We start from the raw sequence: 22584 nt of genomic DNA, 5'->3' as shown, positions 1-22584 counted from the left end.
TACTTTTTACCTTAAATAGTCAGGTATAATTCTAGGATCTGTATGATCATTTGCTTCATAGTTTAAAGCTGCTCTTATATTAATACTATTATTATTTTTATCATAGTTAATCTTTACATTTTGTGGCCTTCCATCATCATGATGATACTCTAAAAATAAATCTAAAATATTACGTGCATCATCTTCTGTAACATCTTCATAGAAGTTAAAATACTCACTTTCAGGTATCTCTAAATATAAGTCATATCCTTTATCTTTTCTTACTCTCCTATCTAATATTCTATTTAACAAAGGATCTCCACCTCTCTTTAAATTATTATTAATGGGATCCTTATTATTTTTACCTTATTGAAAAAATATATTAAATTAAATTTAATTTAGTATTTAGCTAAATTGCTACTTTTTTTTAGTATATCAATGGCATCGTGGACAGGTCCATAATTAGGCATTAAACGACGAGCCTTGTATAGGTGCCATCTAGATTTTTCGAAGTTGCCCTGATCAAAATATATAAGCCCTAATTGATATTGACCAAACCCACTATCTGGAACTTGATCTACCAGTAATTTAGTATATTTAAAAGCAATCTCCATATCCTTTAAGTAATAGAAATAGATTTGAGAAAGGCTTAGAAGTGTATATGTATCATTCCTATTATAGATTAATACCTTCTTATAATATTTAACCGCATCATCATATTTTTCTTCCTCGAAATAACAAGCTCCAATAGCACTATATAGGTCAGCATAAAAACCAGGCATATCCTCATCATTATCTTGTTTTATACTTAATGCCATTTTATAACACTTAATAGCATCTTTGTTATTCTCAATTTCATAATATATATTGCCCATTAGTTTCCAGAGTAATTTATTTTCATTGTCATTTTCTAATGCTTTTCTTAGAAATATAAGAGCAAAACTATGGTTTCCTATATTACTAAGTGCAATAATCAGATTACTTATTAAATATTGATCTTGTGGACTTTTCTTCAAACCTTCTTTACATACTTGAATAGCATCTTCCTCTAAACCATTGATAATATAAAAACTACTCATATTTAAATAGGGTTCTATTGATTTTGGATTCAACATACCTTGTAACCGTAAACATTTAATTGCTTTTGTTAAGTTTCCTTCTTCTTCATAGTAGTAGGCTAATTCTTCGAATAGATAATACCGTCTATACTTTTTTAAAAAAAACGGATTATATTTTAGTGCTAAATTTAATCCTGAAAACACAATATCCATACGTTCATATTTCATATGACTTTTCAACTCTTTAAAAAACAAGCTCCATTTATCTTTACATGAATCTTTTATGGAAAAATTATATTTATTGGTCCAACCAATATGTAGTTCTCTTAAAGATAAATTATTCGTTATAGGATAAAAAACATTGTTATTTCGTTTATCAGCAGGAACTATGCTCATTAAACGAGCATATAATTCCTTGCCATTTTTAGTTTTACTAAAATCTGCTTCTATCCAATATCCTGGAATTTTTCCAAAGTTATTTTTAAATTTTAAACTATTCAATCCATCTATTTCGGAAAATAAAATTTGATTGTCAGTATTATTTATTTGTTTAATATTTAATTGTTTATTTAAAAATTCAATTCTCTCTATATTACTTGCAAAGAATATATTCAACTTCATTCCTATCACCACTTTCAGGATCAATCAATACTCACTTTATATTTTACTATACTTAATACAATTTGTTAACCTGTATAAGAATGAAGTTAATCTATAAACAAAGAGTGAGCATAATTGCCTAATTCCTTTTTATTTCTGTCAATGTATCAATAGCTCTTAGTATTAAGTCCTTCGCTTGCTTTAAGTCAGCTTCAATCCTATCCATCTGTTTTTTTACATCAACAATAGGCTTCTCTTCTATTAATTCCAAAAGATTTTGTCCGTATAAAAGATCTTCCTGTAAACTTTTTAATTTACTCCTAGTAAAAATACGATATATCTTTTTCCCTTTAACTAATAATTTAATACCTTCTTTTTTCGAAGACTCTAATTTCAATTTAAATTTGTGAACACCTTCGCTTTGAAAAAAATCTACTTCTTTTTTATTTACAAACTTTCCAAAAAAAAGATTGTTTATATAAAGTAATCCATTGTTATCAATTCTAACACTATCTCTTTCATTAATAGATAAAAAGCGAAATCCATTTTTATTAACATTTTGCCCTCTGCCAAAAGCAAGTTCATAGCTTTTAATTACATCCCACTGAAAGTAATTTGTAGCTGTTAATACATCTTCATTTATTTGATATTCTTGATCTTCCTTCAACTGATAAAGAGCTTTGTATATTTTGATTACCTTATCTGATAAATCAATAATAATATCTCCTTTTTCAGAATCAACACATTTAGCTAGAACATAGAAATCCATTTAATCACCTCTATTTTCGAAGTTATTTCTTTAAAGGCTACTTCTATATTGTTATCTTTTTTCCTGCTTATATAACAAACAACAGTACACTGTTTCCAGTATTGGCATAATTGTGTATTATGATAGTATGGATACTAAGTATACCTTAAATTTAATAAAAGAAGAAAGGAGCCCTTGCATGAAATCTACTAACAAACTTAAATTTACTAGCCTACTCATTTTACTATTATTTGTAGTTTTCTTCACGTTAACCGCTTGTGAGAAATCATTATCCGGTGTTCTCTCCATTCATATGATTGATGTGGGTCAAGGGGAGAGTATTTTAATAATAACACCTAATAATAAAACAATTTTAATAGATGCAGGTGAACAATCTGAAGGAAGAAGGGTAAAAGCCTACTTGACTAAAAAACAAGTGAATAAAATTGACTTGATTATAGGTACACATCCCCACTCTGATCACATAGGAGGATTATCAGAAATTATTAAAAATTTTGAAGTAGAAAAAATTATTATGCCTAAAAAGCTTCACACTAGTGCAACATTTGAAAAACTATTTACTACCATTGAGTCTAAAGGACTTACCATTAGCGCCCCACAACAGAATAAACTTATTGAATTTGATGAAAATATTAAATTACATTTTTTAGGCCCAATAAAAGACTACGGAGATAATTTAAACCTATGGAGTATAGTTTTTAGACTAGACTACAAGGATAAGTCCTTTTTATTTACTGGAGACATGGAGGAAGAAGCAGAAATTGACTTAATTAATACATATGACAAAGCAGTCTTAAGATCTAATGTATTAAATATAGGTCATCATGGAAGTAACACTTCAACTTCTAAGCAGTTTTTAGACTATGTTAACCCTGAAATTGCACTTATTTCACTTGGAAATGATAACCCCTATGGGCATCCCCATAGGGAGGTTATAAAACGTTTAGAAGAAGCTAGTGCATTTATTTACCGTACAGATCTTCAAGGGACTGTTATTCTATTAAGCGATGGCATAGAAATTTGGTCTAATCAAGTGCCATCTAACAAAAAAGATAGTTTTCAAAAACTTCCTTAGCCCACTTTTCACCTAAAAACTTTTTTGCAGCTGTAAAACCATAGTCTTGTCTGTAAAATTTCTCTTTGAAATTAGATAGCCATTGATTATAATCAGCTGCATCTTCTTTTTTTGATTCAATATTTAATTCTATGCCTTCATACCAATTCTCAAATAAATTAAATACCCTTTCATAGGCTTTATCTATTTCTGTCGTTCTAACTAAACCACTAAAAGCATTAGGAATAACATCGTCTACTAAAAAATCCTGGGGCTGAAAAGTTTTAATTAGCATATCAGAATGTTCTAAATCTAATTGTAATAAATTATCAAAGCCTTTTATTCTATCTATTTCATCTTTTTTATAAAATGCATAGTTTACTACAACAAGAACTCGCTTAGGAGCAGAAATAATCTGATATAAAAAAACTGGGTAAGTCGCTGAATTAGCTGGATAAGCTATCCCAAAATCATAGTGATATATATTTAAGCCTTTAATTGTCATTTGTACAAATTTTTCTAAGTTTTTTCCTTCAAATATATTAAGAGTTCCTCTTGAAACAATGCGACTTTTTTCACTAACTTTTTTAGGCACTTCTATCTTTGACATATGCTTATACTTATTAGTTAAATACGACATATTATATAGTGGTAATGGAATCAATATGAAAACCTCCTTTTTGAATATGTTTAAATTAATAATATATAATTCAATATTAATAACAAACTTCCTGCTAAATATTTTAATGGAATAATCTGATTTAATAAAAAACATTTTTATTTGCTTATTATGTTGTCAAAAAAACTTTAAACGTGTATTATAGTTTAAGATGATATTTTAAGCTGTTAGGAGGATTACTTTGGCAAAAGTTATATCATTAAACGATTATATTACACAGAAAAAGAAGAAAAATTATTCAGCCCAATCCATAACTCATCCTATTTGGTTTCATGAAATTAATGATGGAATCAAAGCATTGGCATTAAGGGATAAAGATTTAATATATAATAATATTAAATATAATTACTATGATGAGTATTTATATTTTGTAAATATAAACCATATAGCAATGGATGAATACACATTTGAGGACTACTTAAGAGATAATATTAACTTAGAACAATCCTTTGATGTAGTCCATGGTGTAGAATTTTCTAAAGGATATGATTTAAATCGTTTATCCGAAAATGATTGGGAGAATATAGCAGATATCATTGTCCGTATAAGCATAACTATAATTTTATTTGGTGAAGATTGCTCTATTGAACCAAACAAACTAGCTGACGAATATGATTGGGATAGTATAGGCTTTGATTATACTTTCTAAATTATATAATTATTGACTGCTGTATGTATTTTAGAATGATTAAAAGACTTAGCATTTAGATTTTTTCTAGTGCTAAGTCTTATTTTGTTTAAGGAATAATTTTTAGATTTCTTATTTGTATATATGGGTTATCTATTGATTTTTTTATTTTTTCCTCTAAATATTTAATTAAAGAAACATCTAAATTTTTATTAAAATTTTCCTTTATTCTATACAACTCTATTGTTTTAATTAAAAAATTAATATCACTATTTAAAAAAACTTCGCTATCTTTAATAAGGGGTATATAGTTTTTAATTTCTGTTTTACTTGGAACATCTTTAAACTCACCAAATTTGCTCAATTCTTCATTAATGTTTAAAGTAAAGTGTACAATAATACCTTCATCATTTATCTTTTCAACAAAATTTACTAGATTTCCAAACAATACATTAAATTTTTGAAATTCATTCTCATTCATAGGTACTAAAAATACAAGATTTACACTATAGGCTAATCCATTCCTAGCTTTAAGTTTTTCCAAATAATTAGCCTCCTCTCGCACTATATTTATATATTATTATATTATATTATTGCTTTTTAGATATGATATATGTTAATTTAATAAACATACTTTATTATTTTTATTCAATTTACTCATTAACCCTGTATATAAACATATAATTTATAGAGGTGATTCCATGAGGAAAATTAAATTTGTTCTTAGTTTTTGTTTAATATCTATATTATTTTTCCTAACCTATAATTTTTTTCAATCTCCTAAAGCCATCAGCGTTTTTAGAATGTATGCTTCTCCTACATATACTATTGATAAATCTTTAATTAAAGCGCTACATGAAGATGATACTCCTATGAAAGACGATATAGAAAAAAAAATTATTATATCTATTTTAGATATTATAAACTACGATAAGTGGAAAGATTTTTTGGATTACATTGATATAGAAATATATTATGGCAATTTAATTCCTGATACCTCACAACAGCTTATAGTATCATTAAATCTATCTAAAGACTTAGGAGTAACCGTTATATTTAATGAAATTGAGAATAAATATATATTTTGTAATAAAATAGAAAATTTAGCTCCTATTGAAAATATAAAATTAATAAAACATCCTACAGAAAATAAAGATCTTATAGTGATTTACCAAATAGTAGATGAGAGATTAGGTGCCTTCTTCCGCGAAAACTTTATACAAATTTATGATTATAAAGAATCAAGTTTTAATCTTGTGTTGGAAAAAACTCTATTTTATGAGGAAGTTTTCAAGGAAAATTGGATTAATCTTGAAGCTCCAGATACAAACTGGACCATGGTAGTAGAAGAAACAGAAATTGACTTTGACTATACAAACTCAGTAAAGATAAATACTATTACTTCTTTTAAAAAATATAATGCTCAATCTAAGAACACACCTCAAAAGAATGATTTTTTGCTGAAAGAAGAAAAATCCTATGTCAGATCCTATTATTGGAGTGATCAATATAATACATTTATTTTAGGTGAACTAACTAAAGATGTTTTTATATCTAATATAGCTATATTAGAAGATATGGAAAATATGCGTGAATGGTTATTTGGCATAACAAATCCATACTATAAAGTATCCACAGCTAACAGAGAGCTAATATATTTACCGAAATCAAAGTTTAGTAAATTGTTAGAAAGTACTCTTGTGGATTAAATATATATCTGTACTTTATTTTATAACAAAGAGAATTCTTTTAAAATGAAAAGAATTCTCTTTAATGTAGCTAGATGAATTTAAAAATTAATTTTAAATTTATTTTTTATTAGCTGGCTCCATATTTATTTTTCTACCCTTAATTCTATTCCTGTTCATAGACTCTAATACTCTATCTGCAATTTGCTCAGGCACTTCAACAAATGTAAACTTGTCATACATGTCTATTACTCCAACAAGATCTCCACTTATTCCGCTTTCGCCGCTAATTGCTCCTAATATATCTCCTGGCTTGGCTCCATGTTTTTTACCAATATTAACAAACATTCTAACCATATTGCCCTCAACTCTAGTTTTTCTTTCTGTAATATTCTTAGCTGTCTCAAATGCATCTGTCTCATTTTGACTCATTATCATTTTTAATAAGGCAGCCGCTACATCGATAGAATTATAGTCTTCAGATAGTTCTTCAACTAAGTTAGCATATTCTGAAAGACCACCTTTTTCGATATTTCCAATAATCTCTTTACCGATCAACTCTTTTTTCTTTTCTACTATATCATTGATAGTTGGAATAGGTTTTCTTTTTATTTTTCCTTTAATATAAACTTCTAAAGCTTTTAATGTTCGTATTTGTTTCCCAGTAACTAGTGTATATGCAAGACCTTCTCTTCCTGCTCTACCAGTACGACCAATACGATGTACATAGTATTCAAAGTCTTCAGGAATATCATAGTTAATAACTAAATCAATATCATCTACATCTATTCCCCTAGCTGCAACATCTGTTGCAATTAAAAGATCAAGAGTACCATCTCTAAACTTTTTCATAACCCTATCTCTCTGGCTTTGTTTTAAGTCTCCATGAATACCTTCTACGGAATGTCCTCTGCTTTGAAGACTCTCTACTAGTTCATCTACACCTTTTTTAGTTCTGCAGAATATAATTCCAAGCTCAGAGTTTTCCATATCTAATATTCTACATAATGCATCTAGCTTTTCATGCGGTCTAACTTCGAAATAGTATTGAGAAATTTTAGGTACAGTAAGCTCTTTGTGAACTACCTTTACCTTTTTAGGATTTTTCATATATTTTCTTGCAATTTGTTCTATTTCTTTTGGCATTGTAGCAGAAAACATTACTGTTTGTCTTGTTTCTGGAGTTTCTTGAAGTATTGCTTCTATATCATCTAAAAATCCCATATCTAGCATTTGATCTGCCTCATCTAATACTACTCCAGTAACTTGATCAAGTCTTAGAGTTTTTCTTCTAATATGATCTAATAATCTTCCAGGTGTTCCTACAACAACTTGAACTCCTTGCTTTAATGCTTTAATCTGTCTATCGATAGGTTGTCCTCCATATATAGCAAGGGATTTTGATCCACTTAAATATTTAGAAAACTTTCTTATTTCATCTGCAACCTGCATTGAAAGTTCTCTTGTTGGTGCTAAAATTAATATTTGTGGTGTTTTTTGTTGAGGATTAATTTTCTCAAGCATTGGAATACCAAAGGCAGCTGTTTTCCCTGTCCCAGTTTGAGCTTGTCCAATAATATCTTCTCCATCATAAAGCTTTGGAATAGCCTGTGCTTGTATAGGCGTTGGAACTTCATAGCCTAGTTCTAAAATCCCCTTTAAAATTTCTTTCTTAATGTTTAAATCTTCAAATTGTATTTCTTTCATTATATCTCTCCTAAATAAAGTTATCATACTGAACTATTATATATGTTTTAATCATTAATGTAAAATTATATTTCATTTTCTAAATTTTTTCTATTTATTCTATGGATTTAGCAAATTAAAATATTTGATATACACTTAAGTCTCTTAATTATTCTTTCCTTTTCTTTTAAGTTATATAAGTATAGAGTTATACTATATTTAATATATACCCTTATCTAAAATCTTTATCATACAATTTATTTAGAAGTCAATGTAATTATATAAAGTAAAACAAGAAAGGATAATATCCTTTCTTGTTTTACTTTATCTTTCTTCAATTATATCAATTATTTCTCCTAATATTTTTTCTCTCACTTCATTTAGACCTTCATGAAAAACATTAGGTACATAATATTTTTCCATTTTATCATGAACTCCGTTAGTTTTACCTAAATTAGCAAAAACATCATTTAATAATTGATTAAATACTTTGTTACTATACTCTAATTCTTCTCCATATTTTTCTATTTTTTCCTCATTAATATATTCATCTAAATCTACTGTTTCGTTATCCTTGAACTTACTATTTGTAGTAAAGGCTAAATCAAGCTCTGGAATAATGATAGACTCTATTTTTTGAGGTACTAATGGTTCATGATAAATCTCTACATCATATCCCTTCATTACAGCTGTAGTGGATAACTTTTCTAATAATGTAGATTTACCTGTCCCATCTGCACCTTTTATATAAACAATTCCTTCTACTATACCAATAAATGTTTCCGCAAAATCTAATTTACCTTTTAATGTGTAGGCACTTCCAAAAAGGTGTCGTTCTTTACCTATTCTATTTTTATCTTCAATATCTACTAAATATTTTTTTATTAATCTAATAGTCTCTTTATTAACTTTATTAAAATCCATAGCATAGCTAGTGATCCATTCAATATCATCATGTATTAATTTTGCTGCTGCCAAATACTTATATACTCTAACATAGATGTTTTTATTATCGTCTGTAGCTTCTATAACACTATCCCTATGTTTTCTCATAGCTTCTTCATTTATAAATTCACCTAGATTAACTATTGTTCCAGTAACTCCAGGGTATCTTGGATCATCCATATGAGGAGATGTAGCATCTAATAGAACTACTTTTATACTTGGTATAACAATAACATCAATAGATTCTGGCTCGGCAGAACAGTGGTGAAACTCTACATCTATTCCTCTATCAACTAACTCATATCCGATTTTTTTCATCATATAAGACTTTCCTACACCGGGACCACCTTTAAAATAATAAATTTTTCTTGCTTCACTTGGATTTATAATATATTTAAAATATGAATAAAATCCAACAGATGTATTTCCACCTGGTAATAACCTTTTAATATGTCCCTTATTTCCCATGAAACTTCCTCCTTCCAGAATATATACTCAGTGTATTCATTAAACTGTCCATAGGACACAAATTATAATACCTATATTTAAGTCTTTCTCCCTATTGCTACTTAATAATATTGCGTAATAGTTTAATTTTATTTCCATAAGGAGGATATTTTAGCTTTATATCAAAATAAGAACTGCTTTTTAAAATACTCTTTTTATGACTAAAAGTATCGAAACTAGCTTTTCCATGATAAGATCCCATACCACTAGATCCAACACCACCAAATGGAAGATGCGGGGAAGTTAGATGCATTATAGTATCATTTACACATCCACCACCAAAGGAAAGCTTTTCTAATACTTCTCTTTCAACCTCCTTACATTTAGTAAATAAATAAAGAGCCAATGGTTTCCCATGATTTCTAATACTAGTAATAACCTCATTTAATGAACTATATTCTAGTATTGGCAAAATAGGGCCAAATATTTCTTCCTTCATAATATGATTGTTCCAAGTTATATTTTCCATTATGGTAGGAGAAATATACTTTTCATTTCTATCTATATCTCCACCTACAATAATACTACCTTCTTTTAGTAATTCTCCTAATCTACCCAAATGTTCTTGGTTTATAATTCTGCCATAGTCTAGACTTTCTCTAGGTTCCTCTCCAAAAAACAACTTAATTGTATCTATAATACAGCTAATCAATTTATACTTTATATCTTTATGTACAAATAAATAATCTGGCGCAACGCAGGTTTGCCCAGCATTTAAGAATTTCCCCCATACAATTTTTTTTGCTGCTAATTTAATGTCCGCATCACTATGGACAATACATGGACTTTTTCCCCCGAGTTCTAGGGTTACGGGAGTTAGATTTTTAGCAGCTTCCTCCATAACAGCCTTACCAACAGAAACACTTCCTGTAAAAAATATATAGTCCAAATTTTGTTGTAGCAACTTTATATTAGTATCCCTTCCACCTTCAATTACTGTAATAAAATTCTCTTTAAAATTATTATTAATGATTTCCTTAACTATTTTAGAGGTGTTTGTCGCATACTCTGAAGGCTTTATTATAGCACAATTTCCAGCAGCAATAGCACCAATTAGTGGAGATATTGCTAGTTGAAATGGATAGTTCCATGGGGCTATAATTAAGACTACTCCATAGGGCTCTGAATAAATATAGCTTTTAGACAAAAAATTAGTAATAGATGTTTTTACTTTTTTAGGCTTAATCCAAGATCGTAACCTTTTAATTGTATAATTAAGTTCCATTAAAACTGTACCTATTTCAGTTTCATAAGCTTCAAAGGCTGATTTATTTAAATCATTTTTTAATGCAATTAATAATTTTTCTTCATTTTTTATAATTATTTTTTTTAAGAGTTTAAGCTGGCTTATTCGAAAATTAATATCCTTTGTTTCTTCAGTATAAAAATATTCTCTTTGCTTTTCTACAATATTATTTATACAATCCATTTGCATCACCTATATATACTTTCAACTTTTAGATTTATTTAACTTTACTTTTAATATATTTATTTTTATACTATCATATTCTTATAATTAACTCTAGTTTCGAAAGATTGAATAACCAAATAAAAATAGACAGATATTCAATAGTATCTGTCTACATAATTTCCCTATCTAAAGACGTTAATATCAATACAATCACACGTTGTCTTCGCAAAACCAAGCGGGTGCATTTTGAAAAAAGGGTGTGCATTATTACACGATTTATTGTTACGACAAAATAAGACAAAAAGAAAGCCTGATTCACATTTACGTCGACTAGTTCTTCTATCGGAAACACGATCTTTCCAAAAATACAAGACGAAAGCAGTTGGATAGATTACTGGACAGCCTTGACGAAAAAGACCTAATCATCTGACGGTGAAACAACAAATTATACTCCTATTTCCCGCATTTTCTCTGTGACTTCTTTCATCCTACTGTCGTCAATATTTGTACCGCTGAATTTCGGAAGTCGCATTTCGCTAACGATTTTTCCGTCGCGCATAAACATAATACGCTCCGTCCACGCCGCCACCTTTGCATCATGAGTTACAAGCATAACCGCAGTACCTTCCCCGTTGATTTCGGAAAAGATGCTCATAATCTCCTGTGCAGATTTTGAGTTAAGCGCGCCAGTTGGCTCGTCACCGAAAACAATTTTCGGATTGCTCATAAGTGCGCGGCATATTCCCACACGCTGAAGCTGTCCTCCCGAAACCTGTGTAATATCACGCTTTTCCAGTTCCGCAATGTCCGTCTTTTTCATAAGCGTTCTTGCTTTTTCAATAATTTTCGCAGCGTTTTTTCTGTTGTCGCGCATTGAGGGAAGAATGATGTTGTCGAGAATATTTAGATTTTTAAGCATTGTCGGCTGCTGAAAAACAAATCCCATTGTTCTTCTGCGTATATCTGAAAGCTCATTTTCCTTGAGTTCCGATAAATCCCTACCGTCAAAAACAACCTTTCCTCCATCAACTCCGTCCATTCCGCTCAGCGCAAACATCAGTGTCGATTTTCCCGAGCCTGAAGGTCCCATAACCGCAACAAACTCGCCTTCGTTTATTTCAACGGACACTCCGTCTAGAACATTACGCTTTTCATCGCCCTCGCCGAATGATTTCACTATATTTTCACTGATAATAATCTTCTTCATAAGCTACTCCTTTATATTTTCAGAAATTTTTATTTGTCCCGCGCCCGATGTGCCGATCATTGTTGCGATAAGCACTGAACATATCATCATCAGCGGACAAAGTATGTACGCTGAAAGCGGATTGACAGTAAATTTAAACGACGTCGCTCCAAAAAAGGAGATAACCATGCCCGCAAGCATTTCTCCGAGCGTGTTTGCCAGAAACGTACCAAAAACGATTCCGACAATTAAAACGAATATTGAACGCGAAACATACTGCGCAGTAATATCCGAGTTTGTAAAACCGAAGGCTTTCATTACGGCAATGGAATATCTGTCCTTTGCGATAAGCATTTTCATGAACAATAGGGTAACCAGTAACGTAATAATCAGTGAGACGGTAATTGTGGCAGAGGAAGCCTTTTTAATGGTGCTTAGTGTTGTGCCGAACATCTGAGTAATATATTCATCAATGCTTGAAACCTTTGCAAAACCAAATTTGCCCGCATATTCCGAAACTTTGCTATCAACCAGAGATTCATCTGCAAGCTCCGCACCGAGTACGCACCACATAATGTTCGCCGAATCGTCAGTAAAAACAGCTTTTGCGGTTTTGCCACCGTTGGTAACATCAGAATAAATTCCGCATACCGTGAGATTTTTCTCCTTCCCTTGGGTCACCAGTGTAATAACATCGCCGACCTTTTTGTCTAGTTCATTGGCGTTTATAACTGATAGTGCAATTTCGTCTTCCTTGGTGGGTGCTCTGCCCTTGGAATACGTTACAGGAAATACCGAATGGTTGCCCAGCTCAATTTTTATGCTTTCTTCCAAGCTATCCTGCATCTTCACCGTGAATGTTTTGGTCGTAAGCACGACATGCTTTGTAAAGGCACTGTCATTGTTCATCGCTGCCACAATTTCCGATGCTTTTTCGGAAATATTGTCGGTCTGCTGAATGTCGATGCGCATATCGCAGTTTCCAATTCCCATATAGGTGATGAAGCCTTTTGAGGAAATGGTATTGTACATATTCTGCGGAACGATCATGATAAACGCCGAAATCACAAGCACCACAAGCATTGTTGCGTAAAGTCTTCTCCTTGTAAGAACATCTTTGATGCCGAGAAAAATATTTGTGTCAAAAAGCCTATTTTTGCTCAAAACAAAACTCTTTGCACCGGCGGATTTTTCCTGCGAAGTGCCAAAGCACATTGCTTCCGTGGCAGATATTTTCTGAAAACGTTTCAGCACTTTACTTACATAGGCAATAATTGCGAGGAATACAATCAGTATGCCGATTATCCCTAAAAGCAAAGCGAAAGAAGCATTCTCGCTTTCGCCCATATAAAGCCGTATATTTTCAAGAAGCGCGCCTCTGAACACAAACGAAAGTGCAAATCCGAGAATACAGCCAGCCAACCCAATCGCCGTGTATTTTGCAAGGTATATTTTTTTAATGTCGGAAACGCGCAACCCTATTGCTTTCATAACGCCTATTTCTCGGTAATCGTCCTCGATTTTAGCAAGAAGCGTGAAGCGTATGCATAGAAACGCAATCTCAACGACAAGCACGCTTACAAGAAGGATAACTGCAATCATCAGCCCGTCAGAAATCGCATTCATCATTTTGAAAAGAGGATAGGTGACCGTCGGTCCGTTCGATTCCAGTCCAGCGGAGATGTATGCGGTTTCAAATGCACCAAGCGCCGACAAATCTTTTAATCTGAACTCGATCAGATACTCTATATTTCCGAAATCCTTTATTTCGACATAATCATTTTCGCTGATAAGAAATCTCTTTGACGCGGCGAGAGTGGAATTCATCTGCGAATCACGGAGAAACCCCGCAACGATAAGTTCGTTTCCACATATTACTGCTCTGTCGCCGATCTTTGTGGTGCCGTCTTTCATATAACTTATCGGTACATAAACTTCCCCATCGGATACATTGATAATGTTTCCGTCAAGGTCCAGGAGATAATCGAACTTTTCGCTCTGCGTGCAGAAGCCGTTGTCCTGAACAGTACCCGCAAGGGAGTTTCCGTTAATTACTATCTGCGTACCTTCAACATTTAGAAACTCAAGCACCTGAAATTCATCTACATTACTATTCTGCTCTGCGAAAGCCGTAAGCCGTGCAGTATCTATTTCACCCGAATGCATCTGTAAAAAATGCGGAGTTTTTGCCTGCGTCATAAGCGTATCAATCGCACCCGAAAGATTTACGATAAGTATTGCCGCCAACGAAACAAACATAGCCGCGGCAGCGACAAATATCATTGTTGTCAGCGTTATTACTTTGCTTTTTAAAATGTCACCCTGAATTACTCTGCGATACATAAGTCACCTCCGTTTTCAAGCTTTCTCACCGATTTTATGTGATACAGAATAACCGAAGTCACACATAACAGTATTCCAGCAATGAGGATAAGAAATCCTGCCCCTCTGCCGCTGCCTGTACCGATGAGCTTTCCCACACTGTGAGCCAGCGTTCCGCCATCCAGCAGCAAAGGGGTGAAAACATAATCCGCAAGCACGCCCGAAAGCGCATAGGCGGCAATATATCCAAGCTGGGAAATCACACCGATAAGTCCCCATGCTCTGCCCTGAAGGTCATTTTCGATGTTGGTGCGGATAAGAAAATCCAGACTTGTATTTGTAAACGGGAGCATTGCAAAAAACAGAAATCCCGAAACGCAGACAAGCAGAATATTTTCGCGCAGCCCAAACACTGTCATAAAGATACCGGCGAAAAACAGCGAAACCGAAAGTGTTTTTACATAGCCCTTTTTTATCGAGAAAATTCCTATCAGCACACTTGTCACAAGCATTCCCGAAGCGGAGATTGTTAAAGTTGTTCCTAATACGGAGCTGTTAGCGAAAGCAAGTACCATCGGCGTAGAAAGTGTTTGGATAAAGCCGAGGAAAAACGTTAAGACAGAACCAATTATTACAAGAGCAAACACGCCTCTATTTTCCGAAACAGCGCCCCAGCCGTCTTTGAATTCGCAGATAAACGATTTTGACTGTTTATACTTCTTTGAGTCAAGACCTTTTCTTACGGCAAGAATTGAAATAACGGTGACAAAAAGTGTACAAATATCGATCAACAACAGCAGTTTGATATCTGAAACATCGAGTAGAAACCCCGCAAGTAAAGGCGAAATCAGATATTTCGCCGAGCCCGCCACCTGAACAAAACCGCTTGCCTTTGTGTACTGCTCCTCGGTAAGTAAATCCGTAACCGTAGCTCTGTATGCAGGTTCAAGCAGCGATGAAAACACCGAACTGATCGTAACTCCCACGCAAATCTGCCATAGCTGTGCTTCACCACGAAGCATACAAATTAGGATGAATACAAGCCCTATTGCGGAAAGACTGTCGCCCAGCACCATTAAAAGCCTGCGGTCATAGCGGTCTGCAAGCACGCCCGCCGGTGCACTTAAAAGAAGCGATGGCAAAAACGCAAGCAGCATTACAAGTGCAGTTGCCGACGCTTTTCCTGTCTGCTCAAAAACATATACCCCAAGCCCGAATGATGTAAGCCCGCTTCCTATTGCCGAAACAAACTCTCCCGACCACAGAAGAAGAAATTTTCCGAATGATTTTCCTGAATTACTCATTGCTGCCTCCATTTCCCCTGCCAAACATTTGCATAATGTTAAGACTTCCGCTTTTGGCGCCGAACAGCCTTTCCGTATTGAAAGCAAACGCCTGTGCGCGTGAAACGCGCTCCTCATCTGTCATCTCTACCATATCATCATCAAAAACAGTATTTGCGTATGCTACAACCATTTCCACGCATTCATATGGGAACGGCGTGCTGAACAGTCCCTGCTCGATGCCCTCGCGGATTATTCCCGTTAATATCGGCGTAACGCCGCTGATTATGATCTTTTGTATTTTCTGATGCATAAGCGCATTTTGTGGCTTATGAATGTGCTCCTTAATTTCCTCGCTGCTTCCGTCACTTATGTTCAGTGCCATTACAGCACGGATAAGGCGCTCGTTTACAGGTATGCTCTTGTCTGCGGCAATTTCCTGCGCCGCACCTAAAATACGGACATTATATCGCTCAATCAGTGCGTCCATAATATCCTCCTTCGACTTGAAATGATAATACAGCGTTCCCCGTGCGATTCCAACCTTTTCGAGAATATCGTTTGTACTTGTGCCGTCAAATCCCTTCTGACCAAAAAGCTCCTCAACCGCGTCAAGTATCTCGTTTCTGCGTTCTTTAGCTTCTTTTACTATTCTCATTTTTACATCCTCCTTTTATAGACCGACTGCCTGTCGATTATATTTTATTATACTATTTTTAAGTTGTCAAGAAGGCGTGTTAAATTTTGTTAAAAACTAAAGTAATAAGTCCCGCCGCCTTTCTGGATCAAACCAACTGGCAGCGGGACTTTTAAGAGTATGTGTACTTTTACACGAAAGAGACTCAAAAAACGGCGAGAAAATACTTCTCGAAACAGGCATATTTTATCCCTAAAAAACCGAAAAGCCCAGTATTACTGGGCTTTCGGGCTCATGAGTATTGTATCAATATTGACGTTTTGATTTGGTGCGGATGGCGGGATTTGAACCCGCACACCCATTCGAGTACTACCCCCTCAAGATAGCGTGTCTGCCGTTCCACCACATCCGCAAAATTATTACTTTTTAATTATAATATTATTTATTTTTAGTGTCAATATGCTATTATTAACAGCTATGTACTCCTTCCTACCCCTGGGTTAATATTATAGTTATATAAGGAGCCATTTAAAGGCTCCTATATTTTTTAGAGTGTTATTTTTTTACATCAATATACCATTCTTCTATATTAGCAAAAATATTGTAACTTTGTGGTTTAGGATCACCTTTAATTTTATTATTTACTAATACAGCACCATTTCTAAAAAACAAACTAATATATGGTAGTTCAGTAACAAGATGCTCTTCAATCTCACTAAACCTTTGCTTCTTAGATGTCAAATCTCCATTACCTAAATATGAATCCAACAAGCTATCTAACTTCTCGTTACTATAGGCAATAAAATTAGTACCACCTATTTTAGAGGAATGAAATGCCGAAGTTATGTCTGGAATGTAGGATAATTTCCACCCACCAAGAATCAAATCAAAATTTCCTGTATTCATTTGTTTTTCAAAATCTTCCCATTCTAAAAACTCAACATCTAACTGTATTCCTACTTTTTTTAGGTCTTCCTGAATAAGAAGAGCTGTCTGTTCTCTTAAAGAATTGTTAGCATTAGTAATTAATTTTAATTGAATTATGTCACCTTTTTCATTTACTCTTAAATTATTATTCTCGTCTAATATATACCCAGCTTCATCTAAGAATGTACCTGCTAAGTTAGGATTAAATCCTAGTTGGATTTTACTATCATCACAGAGCCAAGAATTTGGTAGAATAGGAAAATCTACTACTGTACTATGACCTAAATAAATATTACCAGTAATTTTTTCTCGATCTATACTGTAAGCTATTCCTTTTCTTATATTTAGATCGTGTAAAATATTTTTTCTAAAATTAATACCTAAAAACTCATAATTTGGAGTAATAAATTCTGCTGAATTTGTAGTCTTTTCATCTACATATTTACCCCAGTCAACTACTTTAGGATTAACAAAATCTATACCTCCATTTTCAAATAAAGATAATTGAGCTTCTTCATCAGGAACGATTAAAACATTGATTTTGTCTATATAGGGCTTGTTCTTCCAGTAGTTATCATTACGAACCAAGGAAATGCTTCTCATTTTTTCATATTCTTTTAACTCGTAGGCTCCTGTACCCACAATGTTAAAATCGTCTTGTTCTAAAAGCTGAACCTTATTCCCTTCAAAAATATGCTCAGGTAAAATTGGAAATGTCATCATTTCAAGTCCATTTCCAATATTTTTAGAAAAGTTAACTCTAACAGTATTGTCATCGACTTTAACTATATTTGTTATATACTCTAATGAGTGTTTATATATAGAGACTTTACTAATACCTTTTATGTTACCTTTTATTAAATTAAAGGTAAAAATTACATCGTCTGCAGTTAAAGTTTCCCCATCATGCCACTTAATTCCTCTTCTAAGTTTAAAATCTATACTTTGTCCATATTCACCATTAGTAAATTCCCATCCTTCAGCTAATAAAGGTTCTATGCTCATATCTTCACTAAATGTAACCAAGCTCTCATATATTAAATGTTGTATCTGAAATAAATCTTCGTTTCTATTAAATATTGGATTCAATGTTTTAAATCTAGTAGTAGATAAAACCAAGGTGCCTCCGTCTGCAGGTACATGTTCTTCTACTACCTCATCTTCTACCTCTCCATCTTCTATATTAACATTCGAACTACAAGCAGTAATCGTTAACAATATGATTAGAATAATACTAATATACTTTAAACCTTTCACTCTTATCCCCCTCTAATGATAGAGCTAATTAATAATAGCACATATTATTTATAGATTTTGTGATATATTCTATAATCTCTTAAAACTTTTCTTTGATAATGCTTAGTTTCATTAAAGGGAATTTTATCTAATGTTTTACCATCCTTGCTATATTCCGGATTATCTAACCATTTCTTAACATTTCCATTCCCTGCATTATATCCAGCTATCATTACTTCAATATTATTACCAAATTCATTTTCTAACACGTGTAAATACCATACACCAATTCTAATATTTATTTCAGGCTCAAAAAGCATATCCTCAGAATAATTTGGTATGTTAAGCCTTTCAGAAGCCCACTCTCCTGTAACTGATGCTATTTGCATTAGTCCCTTTGCACCTTTCTTTGATACTGCATTAGGATCAAACTTACTCTCGTTTTTCATTATTGCTACCACTAAATAGGGATCTATTTCATATTCCTCAGCATATTTTTCGATCAAATCTCTATAATGTATAGGGTATATTGTCTTTAGAACCCATTCGGCATTTTGAAGTCCAATAGCTATCACGATTAATATTATAATAAATATAAGAAACTTTAAACATCCTTTGCGAAAAATCAACATAAGTAACAATCACCCCAAAATATTATTCGATTAATCTACTCCAATTTTGTTCAACTTGTTCCTTTAAATAATCTACGTCCTTTGAATTGTCTATAATTATGTGGGCATATTGTTTTTTTTCATCAAGAGACATTTGTGCATCAATCCGTTTTTTAGCATCATCTGCACTAATATTTTCTCTTTGTATTAAACGATTAATCTGCACTTCTTTTGGTACAGAAACCAGCCACACTTCTTCAACTAAGTATATTAAATCCATTTCAATTAATAAGGCCGCATCTAATATTATAACACGATTATTAGATGTTTTTTTATACCAATTTATCACATCAATAATTTCCTTAATAATGTATGGATGTGTAATTTCATTTAGTTTTTTTAATAAAGACTGGTCATTAAAAACAATAGTACCAAGTTTTTTGCGATTTAGATTTCCATCTTCAAATATTACTTCTTTTCCAAAGGACCTCTCGATCTCTGCTAGAGCAGGTCTATCCTGTCCGACTATCTTTCTAGCAACCTCATCTGCATCAATAATAATAGCACCTAGTCCTCTTAATATATTTGATACTGTACTTTTACCACTTGCTATGCCTCCTGTTAGACCTATTACGCGTACCATGAAATTCACCCCTTATTTTGCATCGTACCAGTTATTAGCATAGGATAAATCTACTTTTAAAGGTACTGTCATTTTAATTGCATTTTCCATGGATTCTTGTAAAATTTTAGTTACTGTTTCTACTTCATTTTCAGGGCACTCTATTATTAATTCGTCATGTACTTGAAGTATTAATTTAGCCTTATAATTTCCTTCTTTTAGTCTTTTATATACTGTAACCATAGCTATTTTTATAATATCCGCAGCACTTCCTTGTATAGGAGTATTCATAGCTATTCGTTCACCGAAGCTACGAATGTTAAAGTTAGATGATTTTAACTCCGGCAAATATCTCCTTCTATGGAGTAGTGTTACTACATAACCCTTCTCTTTACCTTCTTCAACAATATCCTTCATATACTTTCTTACAGAAGGATATTTATCTAAATAGCTTTCTATATATTTTTTTGCCTTATTCACTGGTATATTCAAATTTTGAGATAGTCCAAAGTCACTTATTCCATAAACAATACCAAAATTAACTGCCTTTGCATCTCCTCTCATAAGAGGAGTTACTTCTTCCATAGGTACTTCAAATATTTCTGATGCTGTTCTGGTATGTATATCTTGATTTTTTATAAATGTATCAATCAAGTTCTCATCATTTGCTATGTGCGCTAATACTCTAAGCTCAATTTGAGAATAGTCTGCATCAATAAATTTATATCCATCGTCAGAAATGAATACCTTACGTAGCCTTCTTCCCATTTCCAATCTTACAGGTATATTTTGAAGGTTAGGTTCTGTACTTGAAATCCTGCCTGTAGTTGTCACAGTTTGATTAAAACTAGAGTGGATACGTTTCGTTACTGGATTTATAATATTAAGAAGCCCATCTACATATGTAGTTTTCAGCTTAGTAACCTGTCTATACTCAGATATTTTAGGAATAATATCATGCTGATCGTGTAGTTTTTCAAGTACATCTGCATTAGTAGAATACCCTGTTTTCGTCTTCTTTATAGGTGGTAATCCTAACTTTTCAAAAAGTATTTCCCCCAATTGTTTTGGCGAGTTTATATTAAATTCTACATCTGCTAAAGTATAAATTTCCCTGGTTAATTGATCTATTTTTTCTTTAAATTCTATTTCTAAATCTAACAACATATTCCTATCTACTTTAATTCCTTGAAATTCCATAAAAGCTAGCACTTCCACTAGGGGCAATTCTACTTCGTAGTAAAGCTTTTCCAGTCCTAGATTTTCCAACTTCTCTTTAATAGTATTTGAAATGTTTGCAACTACTCTAACATAGCTACATAGCAGTTGTTTAAGTTCTTCTCCTGGAGCCTCCCATAGCGAAATTTGATTTTTGCCTTTACCCATTATTTTTTCTTCATCAACAATTTCCTCTCCTAAGTACCCAATGGCTAGATCCTTCAAACTATAACTAGATCTTGCAGCATCAATTAAATACTCACCAATCATAGTATCAAAATGTAGGTTAGAAATATTAATGTTATAAGGATAGAAGTGCACAATCTCTTTTTTAAAGTCATGGCCAATCTTTTTTATACTATCATCCTCTAAAACTTGCTTTAGATTATAAATAAGGTCATCTTCACTAAAATCTTTAAAATCTATATAATATAGTACTTCTCCTTTAGTAGTTACCGCTAATGATACAATTTTATCGGTTACAATGTTTTGTTCTTCCGTAATTGTTTTCAAAACAATTTGTCCTTGTTTTTTTACTTCATCCAACATTGTCTTCAAACTAACTATATCTTTAATCTGCACAATATTTTGATTAGTGTTGTTTTCTAATTTATATGTATTTTCATTTTCATCAGTTGATTGCTCTATAGTTTTCTTTATACGAGGAATAAGACTATTAAATTCATAGGATCTAAACAGTTCCATTAGCTTTTCATGGTCTGCCTCTCTCTTTTTAAGATCGTCTAAATTAATATCTACAGGTACATTTGTAATAATAGTAGCCAATCGCTTACTTAGCATTGCTTGCTCACGGTTAACTTCTATCTTTTCTCTTAATTTAGTCGCTGTAATTTCTTCTGTATTTTGTATTAAATTTTCAATAGTTTCAAACTGCTTAAGAAGTTTTATAGCAGTTTTTTCTCCAACTCCAGGAACCCCCGGTATATTGTCCGACTTATCTCCCATTAATCCTTTCAAATCTATGAATTGTGTAGGAGTAACCTCATATTCCTCCATTACCTTTTTATCATCATATATTTCTAGTTGAGATATTCCTTTCTTAGTAAAAAGTACTTTGGTGCAATCCGATGTTAGCTGAAGTGCATCCCTGTCACCAGTTACTATTAAACTTTCAAATCCTTTTTCTTCGCAATGCTTAGCTAATGTACCAATCAAATCATCAGCCTCAAAACCTTCTAACTCAATGCGATATATATTAAAAGCATCTAGTACTTCTTTCAATGGTTCCATCTGTTCTGCTAATTCTGGTGGCATCTTCTTTCTACCTGCTTTATATTCAGTAAATTCTTTATGTCTAAATGTTGGGGCCTTTTTATCAAAGGCTACTCCTATGTAATCTGGTTTATAGTCTTCCATTACTTTAAGTAACATAGTTACAAATCCATATATAGCATTAGTATGATTCCCCTCTTTAGTTGTTAAAGGTGGTAAAGCATAAAATGCCCTATTAATTAAACTGTTCCCGTCAATAATTATTAACCGTTCTTGCATGGGCTTAGCTCCCTTCTTAAGATATT

Annotated in this window: 19 protein-coding genes, 1 tRNA gene and 1 pseudogene; 4 read left to right on the top strand and 17 right to left on the bottom strand. The window is 32.6% G+C overall.

Annotated features, from left to right (window positions below; all coding sequences use genetic code 11):
* Positions 1–6 precede the first annotated feature (6 nt).
* The 3 genes from KQI88_RS04410 to KQI88_RS04400 all read right to left on the bottom strand — a co-directional run bounded on the left by KQI88_RS04410 (position 7) and on the right by KQI88_RS04400 (position 2406).
* The gene (locus KQI88_RS04410) at positions 7–291 is read right to left on the bottom strand and encodes a hypothetical protein (RefSeq protein ID WP_216415115.1); all 285 of its coding nucleotides are present in this window, start codon (positions 289–291) and stop codon (positions 7–9) included.
* Between the two features lie 86 nt (positions 292–377).
* Positions 378–1658 (bottom strand): tetratricopeptide repeat protein, encoded by a 1281-nt coding sequence (locus tag KQI88_RS04405; RefSeq protein ID WP_216415114.1) that lies wholly within the window; start codon positions 1656–1658, stop codon positions 378–380.
* Between the two features lie 118 nt (positions 1659–1776).
* Entirely contained in the window at positions 1777–2406 is a 630-nt protein-coding gene (locus tag KQI88_RS04400; RefSeq protein WP_216415113.1) for a hypothetical protein, read from the bottom strand.
* A gap of 178 nt (positions 2407–2584) precedes the next feature.
* On the opposite strand from KQI88_RS04400, the gene KQI88_RS04395 reads away from it, so the two are divergent.
* Positions 2585–3481: a ComEC/Rec2 family competence protein gene (locus KQI88_RS04395; RefSeq protein WP_216415112.1), complete on the top strand. Its 897-nt coding sequence runs from the start codon at positions 2585–2587 to the stop codon at positions 3479–3481.
* On the opposite strand, the gene KQI88_RS04390 is transcribed toward KQI88_RS04395, so the two are convergent.
* The gene (locus KQI88_RS04390; protein WP_216415111.1) at positions 3447–4124 is read right to left on the bottom strand and encodes a hypothetical protein; all 678 of its coding nucleotides are present in this window, start codon (positions 4122–4124) and stop codon (positions 3447–3449) included. The two genes, KQI88_RS04395 and KQI88_RS04390, sit on opposite strands and share 35 nt — an antisense overlap.
* Before the next feature lie 196 nt (positions 4125–4320).
* Here KQI88_RS04390 and KQI88_RS04385 point away from each other — a divergent pair, with 196 nt between their 5' ends.
* A complete protein-coding gene (locus tag KQI88_RS04385) occupies positions 4321–4788 on the top strand; it encodes a hypothetical protein (protein WP_216415110.1) in 468 nt (155 codons plus the stop codon).
* 88 nt (positions 4789–4876) lie between these two features.
* Here the strand turns inward: KQI88_RS04385 and KQI88_RS04380 are convergent, their stop codons facing one another.
* The gene (locus tag KQI88_RS04380) at positions 4877–5311 is read right to left on the bottom strand and encodes a hypothetical protein (RefSeq protein ID WP_216415109.1); all 435 of its coding nucleotides are present in this window, start codon (positions 5309–5311) and stop codon (positions 4877–4879) included.
* Between the two features lie 157 nt (positions 5312–5468).
* Here KQI88_RS04380 and KQI88_RS04375 point away from each other — a divergent pair, with 157 nt between their 5' ends.
* Entirely contained in the window at positions 5469–6476 is a 1008-nt protein-coding gene (locus tag KQI88_RS04375) for a hypothetical protein (RefSeq protein WP_216415108.1), read from the top strand.
* Between the two features lie 99 nt (positions 6477–6575).
* On the opposite strand, the gene KQI88_RS04370 is transcribed toward KQI88_RS04375, so the two are convergent.
* The 3 genes from KQI88_RS04370 to KQI88_RS04360 form a co-directional block, all read right to left on the bottom strand.
* Positions 6576–8162 (bottom strand): DEAD/DEAH box helicase, encoded by a 1587-nt coding sequence (locus KQI88_RS04370; RefSeq protein WP_216415107.1) that lies wholly within the window; start codon positions 8160–8162, stop codon positions 6576–6578.
* A gap of 303 nt (positions 8163–8465) precedes the next feature.
* On the bottom strand, positions 8466–9554 hold the full coding sequence (locus tag KQI88_RS04365; protein ID WP_216415106.1) for an ATPase: 1089 nt from the start codon (positions 9552–9554) through the stop codon (positions 8466–8468).
* Positions 9555–9651: 97 nt separating this feature from the next.
* Entirely contained in the window at positions 9652–11022 is a 1371-nt protein-coding gene (locus KQI88_RS04360; RefSeq protein ID WP_216415105.1) for an aldehyde dehydrogenase, read from the bottom strand.
* A 349-nt stretch (positions 11023–11371) separates the two neighbouring features.
* Here KQI88_RS04360 and KQI88_RS18635 point away from each other — a divergent pair.
* Positions 11372–11434, top strand: a pseudogene (locus tag KQI88_RS18635) (hypothetical protein); the annotation flags it as partial.
* A gap of 15 nt (positions 11435–11449) precedes the next feature.
* Here KQI88_RS18635 and KQI88_RS04350 read toward each other — a convergent pair.
* From KQI88_RS04350 to polA, 9 genes are all read right to left on the bottom strand, one after another.
* The gene (locus KQI88_RS04350; RefSeq protein ID WP_216415104.1) at positions 11450–12211 is read right to left on the bottom strand and encodes an ABC transporter ATP-binding protein; all 762 of its coding nucleotides are present in this window, start codon (positions 12209–12211) and stop codon (positions 11450–11452) included.
* 3 nt (positions 12212–12214) lie between these two features.
* Entirely contained in the window at positions 12215–14533 is a 2319-nt protein-coding gene (locus KQI88_RS04345; protein WP_216415103.1) for an ABC transporter permease, read from the bottom strand.
* A complete protein-coding gene (locus KQI88_RS04340) occupies positions 14518–15816 on the bottom strand; it encodes an MFS transporter (protein WP_216415102.1) in 1299 nt (432 codons plus the stop codon). Before KQI88_RS04340 ends, KQI88_RS04345 begins: the two co-directional genes overlap by 16 nt.
* Positions 15809–16453 carry a TetR/AcrR family transcriptional regulator gene (locus KQI88_RS04335; protein WP_216415101.1) on the bottom strand — a complete coding sequence of 215 codons (645 nt, stop codon included), beginning with the start codon at positions 16451–16453 and terminating at the stop codon, positions 15809–15811. The genes KQI88_RS04340 and KQI88_RS04335 overlap by 8 nt, the downstream gene beginning before the upstream one ends.
* Positions 16454–16758: 305 nt before the next feature.
* Positions 16759–16844, bottom strand: a tRNA-Leu gene (locus KQI88_RS04330).
* A 143-nt stretch (positions 16845–16987) separates the two neighbouring features.
* Positions 16988–18616 (bottom strand): peptide ABC transporter substrate-binding protein, encoded by a 1629-nt coding sequence (locus KQI88_RS04325; RefSeq protein ID WP_216415100.1) that lies wholly within the window; start codon positions 18614–18616, stop codon positions 16988–16990.
* Positions 18617–18660: 44 nt separating this feature from the next.
* Complete coding sequence (locus KQI88_RS04320) at positions 18661–19227, bottom strand: lytic transglycosylase domain-containing protein (RefSeq protein WP_216415099.1); 567 nt, start codon at positions 19225–19227, stop codon at positions 18661–18663.
* A gap of 22 nt (positions 19228–19249) precedes the next feature.
* Positions 19250–19849: a dephospho-CoA kinase gene (gene coaE / locus KQI88_RS04315; RefSeq protein ID WP_216415098.1), complete on the bottom strand. Its 600-nt coding sequence runs from the start codon at positions 19847–19849 to the stop codon at positions 19250–19252.
* A gap of 12 nt (positions 19850–19861) precedes the next feature.
* Positions 19862–22558 (bottom strand): DNA polymerase I, encoded by a 2697-nt coding sequence (gene polA, locus KQI88_RS04310; protein ID WP_216415097.1) that lies wholly within the window; start codon positions 22556–22558, stop codon positions 19862–19864.
* Positions 22559–22584 lie beyond the last annotated feature (26 nt).

It is taken from the genome of Alkaliphilus flagellatus (assembly GCF_018919215.1).
Classification (GTDB): Bacteria; Bacillota; Clostridia; order Peptostreptococcales; family Natronincolaceae; genus Alkaliphilus_B; species Alkaliphilus_B flagellatus.
This window is presented reverse-complemented; position numbering and strand designations above follow the sequence as displayed.

Bases quoted from the DNA above. Each gene is read 5' to 3' on its own strand.
- KQI88_RS04365 (WP_216415106.1), bottom strand. From the start codon at position 9,554: ATGGGAAATAAGGGACATATTAAAAGGTTATTACCAGGTGGAAATACA.
- KQI88_RS04335 (WP_216415101.1), bottom strand. From the start codon at position 16,453: ATGAGAATAGTAAAAGAAGCTAAAGAACGCAGAAACGAGATACTTGAC.
- KQI88_RS04320 (WP_216415099.1), bottom strand. From the start codon at position 19,227: ATGTTGATTTTTCGCAAAGGATGTTTAAAGTTTCTTATATTTATTATA.
- KQI88_RS04340 (WP_216415102.1), bottom strand. From the start codon at position 15,816: ATGAGTAATTCAGGAAAATCATTCGGAAAATTTCTTCTTCTGTGGTCG.
- KQI88_RS04350 (WP_216415104.1), bottom strand. From the start codon at position 12,211: ATGAAGAAGATTATTATCAGTGAAAATATAGTGAAATCATTCGGCGAG.
- KQI88_RS04360 (WP_216415105.1), bottom strand. From the start codon at position 11,022: ATGGATTGTATAAATAATATTGTAGAAAAGCAAAGAGAATATTTTTAT.
- KQI88_RS04345 (WP_216415103.1), bottom strand. From the start codon at position 14,533: ATGTATCGCAGAGTAATTCAGGGTGACATTTTAAAAAGCAAAGTAATA.
- KQI88_RS04405 (WP_216415114.1), bottom strand. From the start codon at position 1,658: ATGAAGTTGAATATATTCTTTGCAAGTAATATAGAGAGAATTGAATTT.
- coaE (WP_216415098.1), bottom strand. From the start codon at position 19,849: ATGGTACGCGTAATAGGTCTAACAGGAGGCATAGCAAGTGGTAAAAGT.
- KQI88_RS04400 (WP_216415113.1), bottom strand. From the start codon at position 2,406: ATGGATTTCTATGTTCTAGCTAAATGTGTTGATTCTGAAAAAGGAGAT.
- polA (WP_216415097.1), bottom strand. From the start codon at position 22,558: ATGCAAGAACGGTTAATAATTATTGACGGGAACAGTTTAATTAATAGG.
- KQI88_RS04375 (WP_216415108.1), top strand. From the start codon at position 5,469: ATGAGGAAAATTAAATTTGTTCTTAGTTTTTGTTTAATATCTATATTA.
- KQI88_RS04370 (WP_216415107.1), bottom strand. From the start codon at position 8,162: ATGAAAGAAATACAATTTGAAGATTTAAACATTAAGAAAGAAATTTTA.
- KQI88_RS04395 (WP_216415112.1), top strand. From the start codon at position 2,585: ATGAAATCTACTAACAAACTTAAATTTACTAGCCTACTCATTTTACTA.